Consider the following 17,426-nt stretch of genomic DNA (forward strand, 5'->3'; position numbering starts at 1 on the left):
CCGGGGGGGGCCCGGGGCCCCCCCCCGGCCGCGGGGGGGCCCCCCCCCGGGCCCGCCCCCCCCCCCCCCCGCCCCCCCCCCCGGGGGGGGGCCCCCCCCCCCCCGGGGGGGGGGGGGCCCCCCCGCCCCCCCCCCGCCCGCGTCTCCCGGCGCCGCGCGCCGGACCGGTATCAGCTCTCCGGCAGGAAGCCGGTCTGGATGAGCTGGTTGCCGCGGCGCCGCGTGATGAACTGCGCGCGGCCCGGGGGCAGCCTGGTCGCCTTGACGTTGCCGAAGACAGGGCCCTCGCCGGGGTCGCCGGACAGCAGCACACCGGTCGCGCCGAGCTCCTTGGTCCGGGTGAGGAACGGCTCGAAGGAGGACCGCGACGCCCCCGACGTGCTGCGCGACAGGACGATGCGCAGGCCCAGGTCGCGGGCGAACGGCAGGTACTCCATCAGCACCTGCATCGGGTTGCCCATCGAGGTCGCGACCAGGTCGTAGTCGTCGACAAAGACCCACGCGTCGGGCTCGGTGTACCAACTGCGGTTGCGCAGCTGCTCGGGCGTCACGTCCTGGCCGGGCATCCGCCGGCCCATCGAGCCGGCCAGCGACTCCATGACCTCCTGCAACTGCGGTCCGGAGGCGCAGTACTTGTACATGTGGCTCTCCGGCACCTGACCGAGCAGCGCCCGGCGGAAGTCGGAGACCACGAACAGCGCCTTGCCGGGCTCGTAGCGCTCGCTGACCTGCTTGGCGATCAGCCGCAGCAGTGAGGACTTGCCGGACTCGCTCTCGCCGTAGATCACCATCAGCGGGTCGGTCTCGAAGTCCACGAACACCGGGGAGAGGGTGAGCTCGTCGACGCCGATCGCGATGCCGCGGTCGGAGAAGTCGCCGCCGTCGGGCAGCTCGGTCGCCGGGAGCATCGTCGGCAGCATCCGCACCTTCGGCGCGACCGGGCCCGGCCAGCCCGCGTTGACCTGGGCGACGAACTGCGCCATGCCCTCGGAGAGGTCCTCCACCCCCGAGGAGGCGTCGATGCGCGGCAGCGCCGCCAGGTAGTCCAGCTTCTCCGGGGACAGGCCGCGGCCGGGCTTGCCGACCGGCACGTTCTCGGCGCGCCTGCGGTCGAACTCGGACTCCATCGGGTCGCCGAGCCGCAGTTCCAGCCGGCTGAGGATCTGGTCGCGCAGCGCGGGCCGGATCTCGGTGTAGCGGGTGGCGGTGATGACCAGGTGGATGCCGAAGCCGAGGCCGCGGGCGGCGATGTCGTTGATGACCGGGTCGAGCATCTCGTAGTCGGTCTTGAACGTGCCCCAGCCGTCGATGACCAGGAACACGTCGCCCCACGGCTGGTCCGGGAAGTGCCCCGCCGCCCGCCGGGAGCGGAAGGTGTTCATGGAGTCGATGACGTTGCTGCGGAAGAACTCCTCGCGGGCGTTCAGAATGCCGTGCACCTCGGCGACCGTGCGGCGGACCTTCTCCGCGTCCAGCCGGGAGGCGACCCCGCCGACGTGCGCCAGCCCGTCCAGCGCCAGCATGCCGCCGCCACCGAAGTCCAGCGCGTAGAACTGGACCTCCTTCGGGGTGTGGGTGAGGGCGAAGGACGCGATGAGCGAGCGCACCAGCGTCGACTTGCCGGACTGCGGGCCGCCGACGACCAGGGCGTGACCGCCGGAGCTCGACAGGTCCGCGTACATGACGTCGCGGCGCTGCTCGAAGGGCTTGTCGACCAGACCGACCGGCACCTGCAGCTTGCCGGTGGCGGTGTAGCCGTCCGCGTGCAGACCCCGTTCGGCGCTGACCGTCAGCGGCGGCAGCACCTGGTCGACGCTGAACGGCTCTTCCAGCGGCGGCAGCCACACCTGGTGGGCGGGCGGCCCCTGGCCTTCCAGCCGGCCGACGATGACGTCGAGCACGGTGTCGGCCAGCGCGTCGTCGACCTGCCCGCCGCGCTGCTGCGGCTCCGGCTCGGTGACGATGCGCACGGGCACCGGCGAGGCGGTGAACAGCACGGGGGAGCGGTCGACGCGCGCCCCGCCGGCCGTGCGGGTCCCCGGCGTCCGGTAGGTGCCCGACACGTACGCCGCCTTGAACTGCACCATGGTGTCGGTGCCGTACTTCAGGATGCCCGCGCCCGGGACATTGGGCAGGTGGTAGGCGTCGGGCACGCCGATCGCGGTCCGCGACTCGGCGGCCGAGAACGTCCGCAGACCGATCCGGTACGACAGGAAGGTGTCCAGGCCCCGCAGCTTGCCCTCCTCCAGGCGCTGCGAGGCCAGCAGCATGTGCACGCCCAGCGAGCGGCCGATGCGCCCGATCTGGATGAACATCTCAATGAAGTCGGGCTTGGCGGCGAGCAGTTCGGAGAACTCGTCGATGATCAGGACCAGCGAGGGCAGCGGGTCGAGCGCCGCGCCCGCCGCACGGGCCTTCTCGTAGTCGGTGATGTTGGCGTAGTTGCCGGCCTGCCGCAGCAGCTCCTGGCGGCGGGTCAGCTCACCGGTGATGGAGTCGCGCATGCGGTCCACCAGGGTCAGCTCGTCGGCCAGGTTGGTGATGACCGCCGACACGTGCGGCATCGTGCCCATGCCGGTGAAGGTCGCGCCGCCCTTGAAGTCGGCGAGCACGAAGTTGAGGGTCTCCGAGGAGTGCGTGACGGCCAGGCCCAGCACCAGCGTGCGCAGCAGCTCGGACTTGCCGGAACCGGTGGCGCCGACGCACAGGCCGTGCGGGCCCATGCCCTCCTGCGAGGCCTCCTTGACGTCCAGCATGACCGGCTCGCCGGTCTCGCCCAGGCCGATCGGCACCCGCAGCCGCTCGTGCAGGGTCCGCGGGCGCCAGGTGCGCGCGACGTCCACCGACGCCGCGTCGCCGATCCCCATCAGGTCGGTGAAGTCCAGGTTGGCCAGCAGCGGTTCGTCGGCGTCCGCGGCGCCCAGCCGCAGCGGCGCGAGCTGCCGGGCCAGCGACTCCGCCTGCACCGGGGACAGCACGTCCGGGACGCCGGTGAAGGTCCCGGCCCCGGCCTCCAGGTACAGCTGGTCGCGCCACACCTGGACGGACAGCGAGCCGCGCGCCTCGTCCAGCTCGCCGGGCACGACCTCGAGGATCGTGACGCCCTGCAGTCCCTCGGCGGAGGCGATCACCGAGTCCGCCGGCACGCCGCCACCGTCCAGGACGATCACCACGTGCGGCTGGTCCAGCACCGGCTGGCCCTCGCGGTTGAAGCGCGGCCGCCCGTCCAGCTCGTCCGACAGCAGCTCCTCGACCTCACCGAGGTCGCCGCATATCAGACGGCGCGAGCCGGCGCCGTCCTGCTCCGTGTGCTGCGCGTGCGGCAGCCACTTGACCCACTCCCACTCCGGCTGGGCGCCCGGCGCCGCCACGACGGCGACCACCAGGTCCTCCGGCGAGTGCAGGGAGCACAGCTGGCCCACGACGGAACGGGTCTGCCCGTAGACGGTGTCCGGGTCCCCGGAGATCGTCACGTGGTAGAAGGAGCGCAGCCCCACCGCCAGCGGCAGGTTGTCCAGCGAGCCGTGCGCCGCGATGAACTGCTGCATCGAGTGCGCGGTCAGCGGCTCCAGTTCGTCCACCGGCGCGGTCTCCGGCGCCACCAGCGGCGTCGACAGCTGCTGCGGGCCGAGGCCCACCCGCACCTGCGCGAAGTCCGGGTCGGAGGACCGGCGTTCCCACACCCGTGAGCCTTCGGCGACCAGCGCCCACAGCTGTTCGGGAGCCGGATGCAGGTAATACTGTGCGTCGCGCTGCTTGCGGGCGGTCTTGCGCACCCCGCGGCGCACCTGTGCCAGGTACTTCAGGTAGTCCCGGCGGGCCTCCGCCATCTGCCCGGACGGCCCCTTGCGGGCCCGTACGATCTGGGCGACCACCATCGCCACGGTGGAACCCATCATGAGCACGCCCATGACCTTCATGAACCCGCCGGAGGTCCCCGACCCGGTGGGCAGGAAGAAGAACGCCGCCGACGAACCCATGCCGAGCATCGGCAGCAGGTTCATCAGCAGGCCCTGGTCCTCGCCGCGCGGCAGTTCGGGCGGGGCTTCGAGCCGTACCTCCTCACTCGGCACCTCCGGCGGGTAAACCCGCGGCGGGCGCTTGATGACGACCACGCTCACCGATGCACCAGTCCTTCACGCGAATCGCAGTTTCGGGCCGCCCCCGTGGCGACGGTCCCCCGTATGACACGTCCCGGTCGCGCTCCGCCCTTTCGCGGGGCGGGCGTTGGACCACAGGCAGGTGGCGATCCTACTGGGCATGACAGTTCCAGGGCACTGGGACGGGTGGGGGACAAGGGACTCGGGGTACCCGGTAGGGTGACGGATCGCGAAGCGCGGAACGGGGGTTCCGGCCCTGGACGGCCGCGCGGACCCGACCCCAACCCACCCATCACCGGACGAGGGGGACACTCCAGGTGAGCACGGTCTCAGCGACGGGATTCTGCAGAGTCACGGTGGCGGCGCCGAACAGCCGGATCGATGTGGCACTCCCGGAGGACGTGCCGCTCTCCGACATCCATCCCGAGATACTGCGCCTGTCGGGCCAGACGCCCGACGAAGCCGCCCCCACCGGCTACAACTTGGTCCGTCGCGACGGGCGGGTCCTCGACAGCACCCTGTCCCTGGCGGAACAGCGCGTGCAGGACGGCGAGTTGCTCCTGCTGCGGCCGTTCGCGGACTCGCTGCCGCCGGCCGTGTTCGACGACGTCGTCGACGCCGTAGCCGCCGCGGTCGAGACCGACCGCCGCAGCTGGAACGACGGCCTCATGCGCGTGGTGGGCCTGACCGCGGGCGTCGTCCTGCTCGCCCTCATGGCCTTCGTGCTCTGGTTCTCCGAGCCGGTCAAGCACGACATGCACGGCCTGCCCGGCATCCTCGCCGGCGCCGCGGGCCTGGTGCTGGTGGCGCTCGCCTCGGTGCGCGCCCGCGTGTACGACGACCGCCACTCCGCCGTCGCCCTCGGCCTGTCCTCGCTGCCGCTGCTCCTGGTCGCCGGCTCCGGGATCATGGGCGTGGGCAAGGACGAGGGGCCCGGCCGGCTGCACTTCCTCATCGGCTGCGTGGTCGTGCTGATCGCCGCGGTCCTGCTCGTGCTGATGCTGCCGCAGGGGGACGCGCCGTTCGTCGCGGCCTCCTTCACCGCCGGCGTCGGCACCGTGGCCACCTTCGTGGCGATCCTCACCGACGCCGCGCCGCGCGAGGCCGCCGCCGTCACCGCCGTCGTCATGATCGCCGTCATCGGCTTCCTGCCCGGCTGGTCCGCCCGCTTCGCCCGGCTGCCCATCGGCTTCCGCTCACCCGACCAGGTCCAGGCCCGGCACCGCGGCGACGGCGACCGGCAGGGCGAGGAGGAGCCGGTCGACTTCGAGCGGATCACCAACCAGGCCCGCCGCGGCCACGAGCTGCTGCTCGGCCTGGTCGGCGGCTGCGCCGCCGCGGTCGTCGGCTCCGCGGGCGTCGTGCTCGGCTTCTCCGACAGCACCTGGGCGCAGCTGCTCGCCCTCGCCACGGGCCTGGCGACCCTGATGCGCGCCCGGCTGTTCCGTTACACCTCTCAGGTCGTGACGCTCATGGTCGCCGGCGTGATCACCGTCGGCCTGCTGATCATCGGCCTCTCCCTCAACCTGCCGACCGACGTCCTCACCGACCTGCTGCGCGGCAACCACTCCTCGCTCGACATCCGCACCGTGTGGCTGTCCGCCGCGGTCGCCCTGGGCGCCGCCCTCCTGGTCGCGGTCGCCCTCGTCGTCCCGAGCAAGGGCGTCACCCCCTTCTGGGGCCGGATGCTCGACCTCGCCGAGGCGACCGTGCTGCTCTCCCTCATCCCGCTCGCCCTCGCGGTCCTCGACCTGTACGCCGAGGCCCGCGGCATGACCAGCGGCTGAGCCCCCGCGGCCGCCCCCTGCCGCCCGCCACCCCGGCCCCGGACATCGCACCGGGCCCGGGGTGGTACTCTGTGTAACCGATGCGTCCGCCCATGCGCGGCGCGTCATGCCTTAAGGGTCGTCGAAGCTTCTCCTGTGACACAGACCAGGAGCGCCCGGAGGCACCGACACACAAGGAGACCGTATGTCGCTCGACGTCGAGACGAAGAAGCAGATCATCGCCGAGTTCGGCACCAAGGAGGGCGACACCGGCTCCCCCGAGGTCCAGGTCGCGCTGCTCTCGCGCCGCATCTCGGACCTGACCGAGCACCTCAAGACCCACAAGCACGACCACCACTCCCGTCGTGGTCTGCTGATCCTGGTCGGCCAGCGTCGCCGCCTGCTGCAGTACCTGGCCAAGAAGGACATCCAGCGCTTCCGTGCGCTCGTCGACCGCCTCGGCATCCGCCGCGGTGCCGCCGGCGCCCGCTGAGACAGCCGTGGAGGGAGCGGTTCCCAGCCGGGGGCCGCTCCCTTCGCGTACGTACGGGGCCGCGCTGGGCGCGAGACCGGGGCCGAGACTTTGTAGTCTGGTCCCATACACAACGCCATAGAGCATGCGGAGGGAGCGTCCTCCTAGCGCCACCAGAGCCGGTCCTCGGTAGTGGCCCCCGGGCAGCACGTACGTCCCGGTGGCTTCGATCGAAGACCGGCCCGGCGGGACGCCCCTCCACCGACGGTCCCCGGGAAGACGCCCGGGGGCACGAAAGAGGAGAATTCCCATAGTGGAGAACGAGACCCACTACGCCGAGGCCGTGATCGACAACGGCAGCTTCGGCACCCGCACGATCCGCTTCGAGACGGGCCGCCTGGCCCGTCAGGCCGCCGGCTCCGCCGTGGCCTACCTGGACGACGACACCATGGTGCTGTCGGCCACCACCGCCTCGAAGCACCCGAAGGACCAGCTCGACTTCTTCCCGCTGACGGTGGACGTCGAGGAGCGCATGTACGCGGCCGGGCGGATCCCCGGCTCCTTCTTCCGCCGCGAGGGCCGCCCCTCCGAGGACGCGATCCTCACCTGCCGCCTGATCGACCGCCCGCTGCGCCCGTCCTTCAAGAAGGGCCTGCGCAACGAGATCCAGGTCGTGGCGACGGTCATGGCGCTCAACCCCGACCACCTGTACGACGTGGTCGCCATCAACGCCGCCTCCTGCTCCACGCAGCTCGCGGGCCTGCCCTTCTCCGGCCCGGTCGGCGGCGTGCGCGTCGCGCTGATCCGCGGCCAGTGGGTCGCCTTCCCGACCCACAGCGAGCTGGAGGAGGCCGTCTTCGACATGGTCGTGGCCGGCCGCACCCTCGAGGACGGCGACGTCGCGATCATGATGGTCGAGGCCGAGGCCACCGACAAGACGATCAAGCTCGTCGAGGGCGGTGCCGAGGCGCCGACCGAGGAGGTCGTCGCGGCGGGCCTGGAGGCCTCCAAGCCGTTCATCAAGGTGCTGTGCAAGGCGCAGGCCGACCTCGCCGCGAAGGCCGCCAAGGAGACCGCCGAGTTCCCGATCTTCCTGGACTACCAGGACGACGTGTTCGAGGCGCTGGAGTCCTCGGTCGCCGACGAGCTGAAGCAGGCGCTGACCATCGCCGGCAAGCAGGCCCGCGAGGCCGAGCTGGACCGGGTGAAGGCGCTCGCCGCCGAGAAGCTGCTGCCGCAGTTCGAGGGCCGCGAGAAGGAGATCTCCGCCGCCTACCGCTCGCTGACCAAGAAGCTGGTCCGTGAGCGCGTCATCAAGGACAAGGTCCGCATCGACGGCCGCGGCGTCACCGACATCCGCACCCTGGCCGCCGAGGTCGAGGCGATCCCGCGGGTGCACGGCTCGGCGCTGTTCGAGCGCGGCGAGACCCAGATCCTGGGTGTCACCACGCTGAACATGCTGCGCATGGAGCAGCAGTTGGACACGCTGGCGCCCGAGACGCGCAAGCGCTACATGCACAACTACAACTTCCCGCCGTACTCCGTCGGCGAGACCGGCCGCGTGGGCTCCCCCAAGCGCCGTGAGATCGGCCACGGCGCGCTGGCCGAGCGGGCGATCCTCCCGGTCCTGCCGGCCCGCGAGGACTTCCCGTACGCCATCCGTCAGGTCTCCGAGGCGCTGGGCTCCAACGGCTCCACCTCCATGGGCTCGGTCTGCGCCTCCACCATGTCGCTGCTGAACGCCGGTGTGCCGCTGAAGGCCCCCGTCGCCGGCATCGCCATGGGCCTGATCTCCCAGGAGATCGACGGCGAGACCCACTACGTCACCCTCACCGACATCCTCGGTGCGGAGGACGCCTTCGGCGACATGGACTTCAAGGTCGCCGGCACCAAGCAGTTCGTCACGGCGCTGCAGCTGGACACCAAGCTCGACGGCATCCCGGCGTCGGTCCTGGCCGCGGCCCTCAAGCAGGCCCGCGACGCCCGACTGCACATCCTCGACGTGATGATGGAGGCGATCGACACTCCGGACGAGATGTCGCCGAACGCCCCGCGCATCATCACCGTCAAGATCCCGGTGGACAAGATCGGTGAGGTCATCGGCCCCAAGGGCAAGATGATCAACCAGATCCAGGAGGACACCGGCGCCGAGATCACGATCGAGGACGACGGCACCATCTACATCGGTGCCGCCGACGGCCCGTCCGCCGAGGCCGCCCGCGCCACCATCAACGGCATCGCCAACCCGACGATGCCCGAGGTCGGCGAGCGCTACCTGGGCACGGTCGTGAAGACCACCACCTTCGGTGCCTTCGTCTCCCTGCTCCCGGGCAAGGACGGCCTGCTGCACATCTCGCAGATCCGGAAGCTGGCCGGCGGCAAGCGCGTCGAGAACGTCGAGGACGTCCTCGCCGTGGGCTCCAAGGTCCAGGTCGAGATCGCCGAGATCGACCAGCGCGGCAAGCTCTCGCTGATCCCGGTCATCGAGGGCGAGGACGCCGCGGCCGACGACAAGGCCGACGACAAGGCCGAGGACGCGTCCGAGAAGTGACCACCCGTTCCACACGCGTGACGGCCCGCCCCTCCACCAAGGGGCGGGCCGTCCGCACGCAGACCCTCCTGCCCGGCACCGACGGCATCGGCACGGTCCGGCGCAGCGTCCTCCCCGGTGGACTGCGCGTCGTCACCGAGACCCTGCCCACCGTGCGCTCCGCGACCTTCGGCATCTGGGTCGGCGTCGGCTCACGCGACGAGACCCCCGCGCTCAACGGCGCCACGCACTACCTGGAGCACCTGCTCTTCAAGGGCACCGCACGGCGCAGCGCCCTGGAGATCTCCTCGGCGGTCGACGCCGTCGGCGGCGAGATGAACGCCTTCACGGCCAAGGAGTACACGTGCTACTACGCACGTGTCCTCGACACCGACCTGCCGCTCGCCATCGACGTCGTCTGCGACATGCTGACCGGCTCCCTCATCCGCCAGGAGGACATCGACGCCGAGCGCGGCGTCGTCCTGGAGGAGATCGCGATGACCGAGGACGACCCCGGCGACCAGGTCCACGACCTGTTCGCCACCGCCATGCTGGGCGACTCCCCGCTGGGCCGCCCCGTCCTCGGCACCGTCGACACCATCAACGCCCTCACCCGCGACCAGGTCGCCCGCTTCTACCGCAAGCACTACGACCCGACACGGCTGGTCGTCGCCGCGGCGGGCAACGTCGACCACGCGACCGTCGTCCGCCAGGTCCGCAAGGCCTTCGAGGACGCGGGCGCCCTCCGCGACGCCGACGCCGTGCCCCGCCCGCCGCGCGGCGGCGCCCGCACGATACGCGGCCAGGGCCGGGTGGAGCTGCTCGAACGCCGCACCGAGCAGGCCCACGTCGTGCTCGGCATGCCCGGGCTGTCCCGGCACGACGACCGGCGCTGGGCGCTCGGGGTGCTCAACACCGCCCTGGGCGGCGGCATGAGCTCCCGGCTGTTCCAGGAGGTCCGCGAGAAGCGCGGCCTCGCCTACAGCGTCTACTCGTACACCTCCTCCTTCGCGGACTGCGGCCTGTTCGGGGTGTACGCCGGCTGCCAGCCGCGCCGGGTCCACGAGGTCCTCAAGATCTGCCGCGAGGAACTGGACCAGGTCGCCGAGCACGGGCTGAGCGACGAGGAACTGCACCGCGCCATCGGCCAGTTCTCCGGATCGACCGTGCTCAGCCTGGAGGACACCGGCGCGCTCATGAACCGGATCGGCAAGAGCGAGCTCTGCTGGGGCGAGCAGATGTCGGTGGACGCCACACTGGAGAGGATCGCCGCGGTCACGCCCGACGAGGTGCGCGCGGTCGCCCGCGACGTCCTGGGACAACGTCCCTCGCTGGCCGTCATAGGCCCGCTGAAGGACCGGCAGGCCGCCCGCCTGCACGAGTCCGTCGTCTGACCTGAGCCGTACCGACCGTCTCGAACGTCTGGACCGGAGGACTGGAACGATGAGCAAGATCCGCGTGGGTGTGATCGGGGCCCGCGGCCGCATGGGCGCCGAGGCGGTCAAGGCCGTCGAGGCCGCGGACGACCTCGAGCTGGTGGCGGCCATCGGCCGCGAGGACAAGCTGGAGGCCCTCGCCGAGAACGAGGCCCAGGTCGCCGTCGAACTGACCACCCCGGGCTCGGTCATGGGCAACCTCGACTTCTGCCTGCGGCACGGCATCCACGCCGTCGTCGGCACCACCGGCTGGACCGACGAGCGCCTGGACACCCTGCGCGGCTGGCTCGGCGCGGCGCCGGGCAGCGGCGTGCTCATCGCGCCGAACTTCGGCATCGGGGCGGTCCTGGCCATGCGCTTCGCCCGGCAGGCGGCCCGCTTCTTCGAGTCCGCCGAGATCGTCGAACTCCACCACCCGGACAAGGTCGACGCCCCCAGCGGCACCGCCGTCCGCACCGCCCAGCTCATCGCCGACGCCCGCCGCGAGGCCGGGCTCGGCGAGCAGCCGGACGCCACCGCCACCGCCCTGGACGGGGCACGCGGCGCCGACGTCGAGGGCGTGCCCGTGCACGCGGTGCGGCTGCGCGGTCTCGTCGCCCACCAGGAGGTCCTCTTCGGCGACGCCGGAGAGGTCCTCACCATCCGTCACGACTCCATGAACCGCGGCTCCTTCATGCCGGGCGTGCTGCTCGGCGTGCGCAGGGTCGTCTCCACGCCGGGGCTCACCTTCGGCCTGGAGCACTTCATGGACCTCGACTGAGCGACCCAGAGACCACGACACAGACACAGCCAGAGACCGGAAGCCGGGTCCGCCCACCATGCGCGCAAAGATCACCTACTTCGTCCTCGCGGCCGTCCTGGTCGTCTACTTCGTGCTGGCCGGCGCCCGCGGCGTCTGGCTGATCCAGGACGGCCGCCCGGTCACGGTGGTCCTCGGCGTGGCCGTGCTCGTACTGCCACTGGTCGGCGTCTGGTTCCTAGTCCGTACGACGCAGTTCGCGCACCACGCGGACCGGCTGGCCCGCGAACTGGAGGCCGAGGGCGGACTCCCGGAGGACGAGCTGGTGCGCACCCCGAGCGGGCGCGTCGACCGCGCCTCCGCCGACGCGGTCTTCGCCCGGCGCAAGGCCGAGACGGAGGCCGCGCCGGAGGACTGGCGGACCTGGTTCCGGCTCGCCGTCGCTTACCACGACGCCCGTGACACCCCGCGGGCCCGCAAGGCCATGCAGCGCGCGATCGCCCTGCGGGGGAAGGCGCCCCGGACCCCCTGAGCGGGTCCGCCCGCCCTCAGCCCGGCAGGACGGTCGTCCCGGTCTCCCCGGGGCCGCCGCTCAGCGCCCGCACCAGGGCGTGCGCGACGCGGCCGTCGAGGACCCGCGCGCTGCGGACCCCGGCCCGCACCGCGCGCAGGCAGCTCTCCATCTTGGGCACCATGCCGCCCCCGAGGGAGGGCAGCACCAGCTCCAGCTCGCTGGCCGTGAGCCGGTCCAGCACCCGCTCCCGGCGCGGCCAGTCCGCGTACACCCCGGGCACGTCGGTGAGCACCACCAGGGCCTCCGCGCCCAGCGCCGCGGCGAGCGCACCCGCGGCCGCGTCCGCGTTGACGTTGTAGACCTCGCCGTCCGTGCCGCGGCCGAGCGGTGAGACCACCGGGACGTGGCCGTGGTCCAGCAGCACGTCCAGGGCCGCGGTGTTGACCTCCGTCACGTCCCCGACCAGGCCGATGTCCATCAACTCCCCGCCGACCTCGGCGTAGCGGCGCACCGCGGTGAGGGTGTGCGCGTCCTCGCCGGTGAGCCCGACGGCGTACGGGCCGTGCTCGTTGACCAGCCGTACCAGCTCCCGCTGCACCTTGCCGGCGAGCACCATCCGCACCACGTCCAGCGTCTCCGGCGTGGTGACGCGCTGCCCGCCCAGAAACTGCGCGGGCACGCCCAGCCGGTCGAGCTGCGCGCTGATCTGCGGACCGCCCCCGTGCACCACCACGGTCCGCACCCCGGCCCGCCGCAGCCGGACCACGTCCTCGGCGAAGGAACGCAGCAGCGGCCCGTCGGTCATGGCGTGCCCGCCGAACTTCACGACGACGGATCGGCCCCGCAGGCGTTCCAGCGCGGGCAACGGCCCGGGACGGCTGAGGAGCGGGTTCGGGTGCGGCGGTGCGAACAACAGTCGCTCCAGGTCCTCGACGGGCCAAGTCGGCCGGACGCTAACAGCCGCAGGCGAACGTCCGATGACGGCCGTCTGTCGGCCACCCGGCGGCCACGACGCGGCGCCGTTCCGGCCCCACGACGGGGCCGTACCGCCGGTGCCGGGCAGGACCGGGCCCGGGTGCTCCCGGCTCCGGACGACGGCCTGTAGCGCGCCCAGGAGGGCGCGGGACGCCGCGCGGGGCCGTCAGCCGCAGCCGTCAGGCGCTGCGGACGCCGGCGAGCGCCCCGGCGCCGCCCCGGGGGACCTACCGGCCCAGCTCCGCGGCCCAGCCCTCTATGGCGTCGGCGGCCTGGTCGAAGGCCTCGGTGCGGCCCAGGAAGTCCGCGTTGTGGTCGGTGAGCAGCGGTCGCATGCGCTCGCCGTCGGCCCGCGCGACGACCAGCGACTGGCCCTGCACGGTCCGGGGCAGCCCCAGCCACTTCACCGGCTGCTGGGCCGTACGGACGGACGCGACCCGGTTCCACTGCAGCGTCGTGGTGTACAGGAAGCCCACCTGCCGCAGCCCGCGCGCGCTCACCCAGATCCCCACGCGCAGCAGACGCAGCGCGCAGCCGATGGCCAGCACCGCCGCGACGAGCGTGGCGATCACCCCTGACCCGTTGCCCGCGAGCCCCATGATCACCGCGGCGAAGAGCAGGTACGAGGCGAGCATCAGCAGCATCGCCGCCGCGGCGACCCGGCAGGGTCCCGGCCGGTAGGGACGGATCCACCCGTCCTGGACCCGGTGCGGAAGGGCGGCGTCCGCGGCGTACTCGTCGTGGCCGCTGTCGGCGGCGAGGAAGGGCAGAGACACATCGGTGAGGCTAGCGGGCCCCGCCGGGACCGGCCAGCAGTGGTCCGCCGGTCGTCTGCCTTGCTCCGCTTCGCGGGGGTGGGCCCGGTGTCGACGGGTGTCGGGGGATGTCGGAGCGGGCGCATAGGCTGGGCGCCGCCCCAAGCTCCGTGAGGAAGGACGCCCGGTGACCGAAACCTCCGCCGACGATTCCGTGCAGTTCCGCGACGACGTGACCGTCCAGCTCGTCAAGCACAGCGCGGCCGACTCCGACGTGCTCTGGGCCGCCCGGGTCTCCACGGCCGGCGAGCAGTCCCTGGCCGAGCTGACCAAGGACCCGGAGCGCTCCAAGGGCCTGATCAACTTCCTCATGCGGGACCGCCACGGCAGCCCCTTCGAGCACAACTCGATGACCTTCTTCGTCAGCGCCCCGATCTTCGTCTTCCGCGAGTTCATGCGCCACCGCGTCGGATGGTCCTACAACGAGGAGTCCGGCAGGTACCGCGAGCTGGAGCCGGTCTTCTACGTGCCGTCCACCGACCGCAAGCTCGTACAGCAGGGCCGCCCCGGGAAGTACGAGTTCGTGCACGGGTCCCCGGAGCAGCACCAGTCCGTCGTGGACGCCATGGAGGCCTCCTACCGGCAGTCCTACGACGCGTACCAGAAGATGCTGGCGGCCGGCGTCGCCCGCGAGGTCGCCCGGGCCACGCTGCCCGTGGGCCTGTTCTCGTCGATGTACGCCACCTGCAACGCCCGCTCGCTGATGCACTTCCTCGGCCTGCGCACCCAGCACGAGCTGGCCAAGGTCCCGTCCTTCCCGCAGCGCGAGATCGAGATGGTCGGGGAGCGCATGGAAGCCGAATGGGCGAAGCTCATGCCGCTCACCCACGCCGCCTTCAACGCCAACGGCCGGACCGCTCCGTAGCAGGTCACCACTCATCCGGAATCTTCCGATTGCCGGGTTTCATGCAATTCGTCTAGTCTTCAGAAACGGATTCCGGTGCTGCTTGAACCCCCGAGCAGGCAGCGCCGGAGTCCTCATCGCAGGTCCCGAGGGGGTGCCCCGGTAGCGGCACCGAGTAGCGTTGGACCCATGGCTCCGACCTCCACCCCGCAGACCCCCTTCGGGCGGGTCCTGACCGCAATGGTCACGCCGTTCACCGCGGACGGCGCCCTCGACCTCGACGGCGCGCAGCGGCTCGCCGCCCACCTCGTCGAGGCAGGCAACGACGGCCTGGTCGTCAACGGCACCACCGGTGAGTCGCCGACCACCAGCGACGTGGAGAAAGAGCAGCTCGTCCGGGCCGTACTGGAGGCGGTCGGCGACCGCGCCTTCGTCGTCGCCGGCGTCGGCACCAACGACACCCACCACAGCGTCGAGCTGGCCCGCCAGGCGGAGCGCGCCGGCGCCCACGGCCTGCTCACGGTGACGCCGTACTACAACAAGCCCCCGCAGGAGGGCCTGTACCGGCACTTCACCGCCGTCGCGGACGCCACCGGCCTGCCGGTCATGCTCTACGACATCCCCGGCCGCAGCGGCGTCCCCATCGAGACCGAGACCCTCGTCCGGCTCGCCGAGCACCCCCGGATCGTGGCCAACAAGGACGCCAAGGGCGACCTCGGCGCCGCGAGCTGGGCCATCAGCCGCAGCGGCCTCGCCTGGTACTCGGGCGACGACATGCTCAACCTGCCGCTGCTCTCGGTCGGCGCCGCCGGCTTCGTCTCCGTCGTGGGACATCTGGTCAGCCCTGAGCTACGGGCCCTCCTCGAGGCGTATCTCTCCGGTGACGTCCACAAGGCGACCGAGATCCACCAGAAGCTGCTCCCGGTCTTCACCGGCGTCTTCCGCACGCAGGGGGTCATCACCACCAAGGCCGCCCTGGCCCTGCAGGGGCTGCCCGCCGGTCCGCTCCGGCTCCCGCTCGTGGAGCTCGACGAGGCCGCGACGGCACAGCTGAAGCAGGATCTCGCCTCCGGCGGGGTACAGCTGTAACCAAAGACTTGAGAACTGAATACCGCTCCATGAGGACAAACGCAGAAGCAAGCACGCTGTCACGCGCGCACGGTCTCCCCGGGCCTCGGCCCGGGGCCTGTGGCGTGCGTGGTGAGGAGAGACTTTGAGCCATCCGCACCCTGAGCTCGGCCCACCCCCCGCGCTGCCCGAAGGGGGTTTGCGCATCACCCCGCTCGGCGGTCTCGGCGAGATCGGCCGCAACATGACGGTCTTCGAGTACGGCGGCCGGCTGCTGATCGTCGACTGCGGGGTGCTCTTCCCGGAGGAGGAGCAGCCCGGAGTCGACCTGATCCTGCCGGACTTCACGTCGATCCGTGACCGCCTGGACGACGTCGTCGGCATCGTCCTCACCCACGGCCACGAGGACCACATCGGCGCCGTCCCCTACCTCCTGCGGGAGAAGGACGACATCCCGCTGATCGGTTCCAAGCTGACCCTGGCCCTCATCGAGGCCAAGCTCGCCGAGCACCGCATCCGCCCCTACACCCTCGAGGTCGCGGAGGGGCAGCGCGAGCGCATCGGGCCCTTCGACTGCGAGTTCGTCGCGGTCAACCACTCCATCCCGGACGCCCTCGCGGTCGCCATCCGCACCCCGGCCGGCACGGTCGTGCACACCGGCGACTTCAAGATGGACCAGCTGCCGCTCGACGGCCGGCTCACCGACCTGCACGCCTTCGCGCGGCTGGCGGAGGAGGGCATCGACCTGCTGCTCTCGGACTCCACCAACGCGGAGGTCCCCGGATTCATCCCGCACGAGCGGGACATCCTGCCGGTGCTCCGCAACGTCTTCGCCAACGCCGACAAGCGGATCATCGTGGCCAGCTTCGCCAGCCACGTGCACCGCATCCAGCAGGTGCTCGACGCCGCCCACGAACGCGGCCGCAAGGTCGCCTTCATCGGCCGCTCCATGGTCCGCAACATGGGCATCGCCCGCGACCTCGGCTACCTCCGGGTCCCGCCGGGTCTGATCGTCGAGGTCAAGACGCTCGACGACCTGCCGGACGAGAAGGTCGTCCTGGTCTGCACCGGCTCCCAGGGCGAGCCCATGGCGGCCCTGTCCCGGATGGCCAACCGCGACCACCAGATCCGCATCGTGGAGGGCGACACCGTCGTGCTCGCCTCGTCGCTCATCCCGGGCAACGAGACCGCGGTGTACCGGGTGATCAACGGTCTCACCCGCTGGGGCGCCAAGGTCGTGCACAAGGGCAACGCCAAGGTGCACGTCTCCGGCCACGCCTCCGCCGGCGAGTTGCTGTACTTCTACAACATCTGCAGGCCCCGCAACCTCATGCCGGTGCACGGAGAGTGGCGGCACCTGCGGGCCAACGCCGAACTCGGGCAGGCCACCGGCATCCCGAAGGAGCGCTGCGTCCTCGCCGAGGACGGCCTGGTCGTCGACCTCGTCGACGGCGTCGCCAAGATCACCGGCAAGGTGCAGGCCGGGTACGTCTACGTCGACGGCCTCTCGGTCGGCGACGTCACGGAGAGTTCCCTCAAGGACCGCCGCATCCTCGGCGAGGAGGGCATCGTCTCGGTGTTCGTCGTCGTCGACAGCACCACCGGCAAGGTCGTCGGCGGCCCGTTCGTCCAGGCCCGCGGCTCCGGCATCGACGACGAGGCCTTCAACGCGGTGCTCCCCAAGATCGAGGAGTCCCTCGCCCGTGCCGCCTCCGACGGGGTCGCCGAGGTCAGGCAGTTGCAACAGCTCATCCGCCGCGCGATCGGCAAGTGGGTCTCCGACAACTACCGTCGCCGCCCGATGATCCTCCCCGTGGTCGTGGAGGTCTGACGCACCACCAGGAGCGGGGCACCTCCGATTTGCATCGGGGTGCCCCGCTCCAGTACGTTGGCACAACCCCCGCGACGAGAACGCCACGGAGACGTGCGTCCTCTCAGCGGCCGGTAAATCCGACGGAAAGCATCTGCTAAAGTCGGGGAGCGCGAAAGCCGAAAGGCCGGAACGCAAAAGCAGGAAAAGGAAGAGATCCCCGCCGGCGGGAATCGGGCCCGAAAGAGTCTGATAAGCTGGTGACAACGAAGGGAAAGCCCGGAGGGGCCGGTGAAACGGTCTCGAAGGAAGCTTCCGTTCCTTGAGAACTCAACAGCGTGCCAAAAGTCAACGCCA

General features: G+C 71.5%; 12 protein-coding genes. 9 read left to right on the forward strand and 3 right to left on the reverse strand.

The annotated features are described in order from the left end of the window. Window positions 1–170 precede the first annotated feature (170 nt). Window positions 171–4,121: a type VII secretion protein EccCa gene (gene eccCa / locus ACFZAU_RS38785; RefSeq protein WP_500556119.1), complete on the reverse strand. Its 3,951-nt coding sequence runs from the start codon at window positions 4,119–4,121 to the stop codon at window positions 171–173. A 296-nt stretch (window positions 4,122–4,417) separates the two neighbouring features. On the opposite strand from eccCa, the gene eccD reads away from it, so the two are divergent. The 6 genes from eccD to ACFZAU_RS38815 all read left to right on the forward strand — a co-directional run bounded on the left by eccD (window position 4,418) and on the right by ACFZAU_RS38815 (window position 11,575). After that, entirely contained in the window at window positions 4,418–5,887 is a 1,470-nt protein-coding gene (gene eccD, locus ACFZAU_RS38790; protein WP_499602037.1) for a type VII secretion integral membrane protein EccD, read from the forward strand. Between the two features lie 184 nt (window positions 5,888–6,071). After that, a complete protein-coding gene (gene rpsO / locus ACFZAU_RS38795) occupies window positions 6,072–6,359 on the forward strand; it encodes a 30S ribosomal protein S15 (RefSeq protein ID WP_499602035.1) in 288 nt (95 codons plus the stop codon). Between the two features lie 292 nt (window positions 6,360–6,651). Then, entirely contained in the window at window positions 6,652–8,889 is a 2,238-nt protein-coding gene (locus ACFZAU_RS38800) for a polyribonucleotide nucleotidyltransferase (protein WP_499602034.1), read from the forward strand. After that, a complete protein-coding gene (locus ACFZAU_RS38805; RefSeq protein ID WP_500556120.1) occupies window positions 8,886–10,262 on the forward strand; it encodes a M16 family metallopeptidase in 1,377 nt (458 codons plus the stop codon). The genes ACFZAU_RS38800 and ACFZAU_RS38805 overlap by 4 nt, the downstream gene beginning before the upstream one ends. 49 nt (window positions 10,263–10,311) lie before the next feature. Then, window positions 10,312–11,064 carry a 4-hydroxy-tetrahydrodipicolinate reductase gene (gene dapB, locus ACFZAU_RS38810; RefSeq protein ID WP_500556121.1) on the forward strand — a complete coding sequence of 251 codons (753 nt, stop codon included), beginning with the start codon at window positions 10,312–10,314 and terminating at the stop codon, window positions 11,062–11,064. Between the two features lie 58 nt (window positions 11,065–11,122). Continuing rightward, window positions 11,123–11,575, forward strand: a complete 453-nt coding sequence (locus ACFZAU_RS38815) for a hypothetical protein (protein WP_500556122.1) — start codon at window positions 11,123–11,125, stop codon at window positions 11,573–11,575. Window positions 11,576–11,591: 16 nt separating this feature from the next. On the opposite strand, the gene argB is transcribed toward ACFZAU_RS38815, so the two are convergent. Continuing rightward, entirely contained in the window at window positions 11,592–12,470 is an 879-nt protein-coding gene (argB, locus tag ACFZAU_RS38820; RefSeq protein ID WP_500556123.1) for an acetylglutamate kinase, read from the reverse strand. Window positions 12,471–12,759: 289 nt separating this feature from the next. Beyond that, complete coding sequence (locus ACFZAU_RS38825; protein WP_500556124.1) at window positions 12,760–13,308, reverse strand: SCO5741 family PH domain-containing membrane protein; 549 nt, start codon at window positions 13,306–13,308, stop codon at window positions 12,760–12,762. Window positions 13,309–13,474: 166 nt separating this feature from the next. On the opposite strand from ACFZAU_RS38825, the gene thyX reads away from it, so the two are divergent. The 3 genes from thyX (at window position 13,475) to ACFZAU_RS38840 (ending at window position 17,090) form a co-directional block, all read left to right on the forward strand. Further along, window positions 13,475–14,212: an FAD-dependent thymidylate synthase gene (gene thyX, locus ACFZAU_RS38830; protein ID WP_499602024.1), complete on the forward strand. Its 738-nt coding sequence runs from the start codon at window positions 13,475–13,477 to the stop codon at window positions 14,210–14,212. A 168-nt stretch (window positions 14,213–14,380) separates the two neighbouring features. Continuing rightward, window positions 14,381–15,280 (forward strand): 4-hydroxy-tetrahydrodipicolinate synthase, encoded by a 900-nt coding sequence (gene dapA, locus ACFZAU_RS38835; RefSeq protein WP_500556125.1) that lies wholly within the window; start codon window positions 14,381–14,383, stop codon window positions 15,278–15,280. 124 nt (window positions 15,281–15,404) lie between these two features. Next, a complete protein-coding gene (locus ACFZAU_RS38840) occupies window positions 15,405–17,090 on the forward strand; it encodes a ribonuclease J (protein ID WP_500556126.1) in 1,686 nt (561 codons plus the stop codon). Window positions 17,091–17,426: the final 336 nt, after the last annotated feature.

This window comes from Streptomyces sp. NPDC008238 (genome assembly GCF_042956445.1).
Lineage (GTDB): Bacteria > Actinomycetota > Actinomycetes > Streptomycetales > Streptomycetaceae > Actinacidiphila.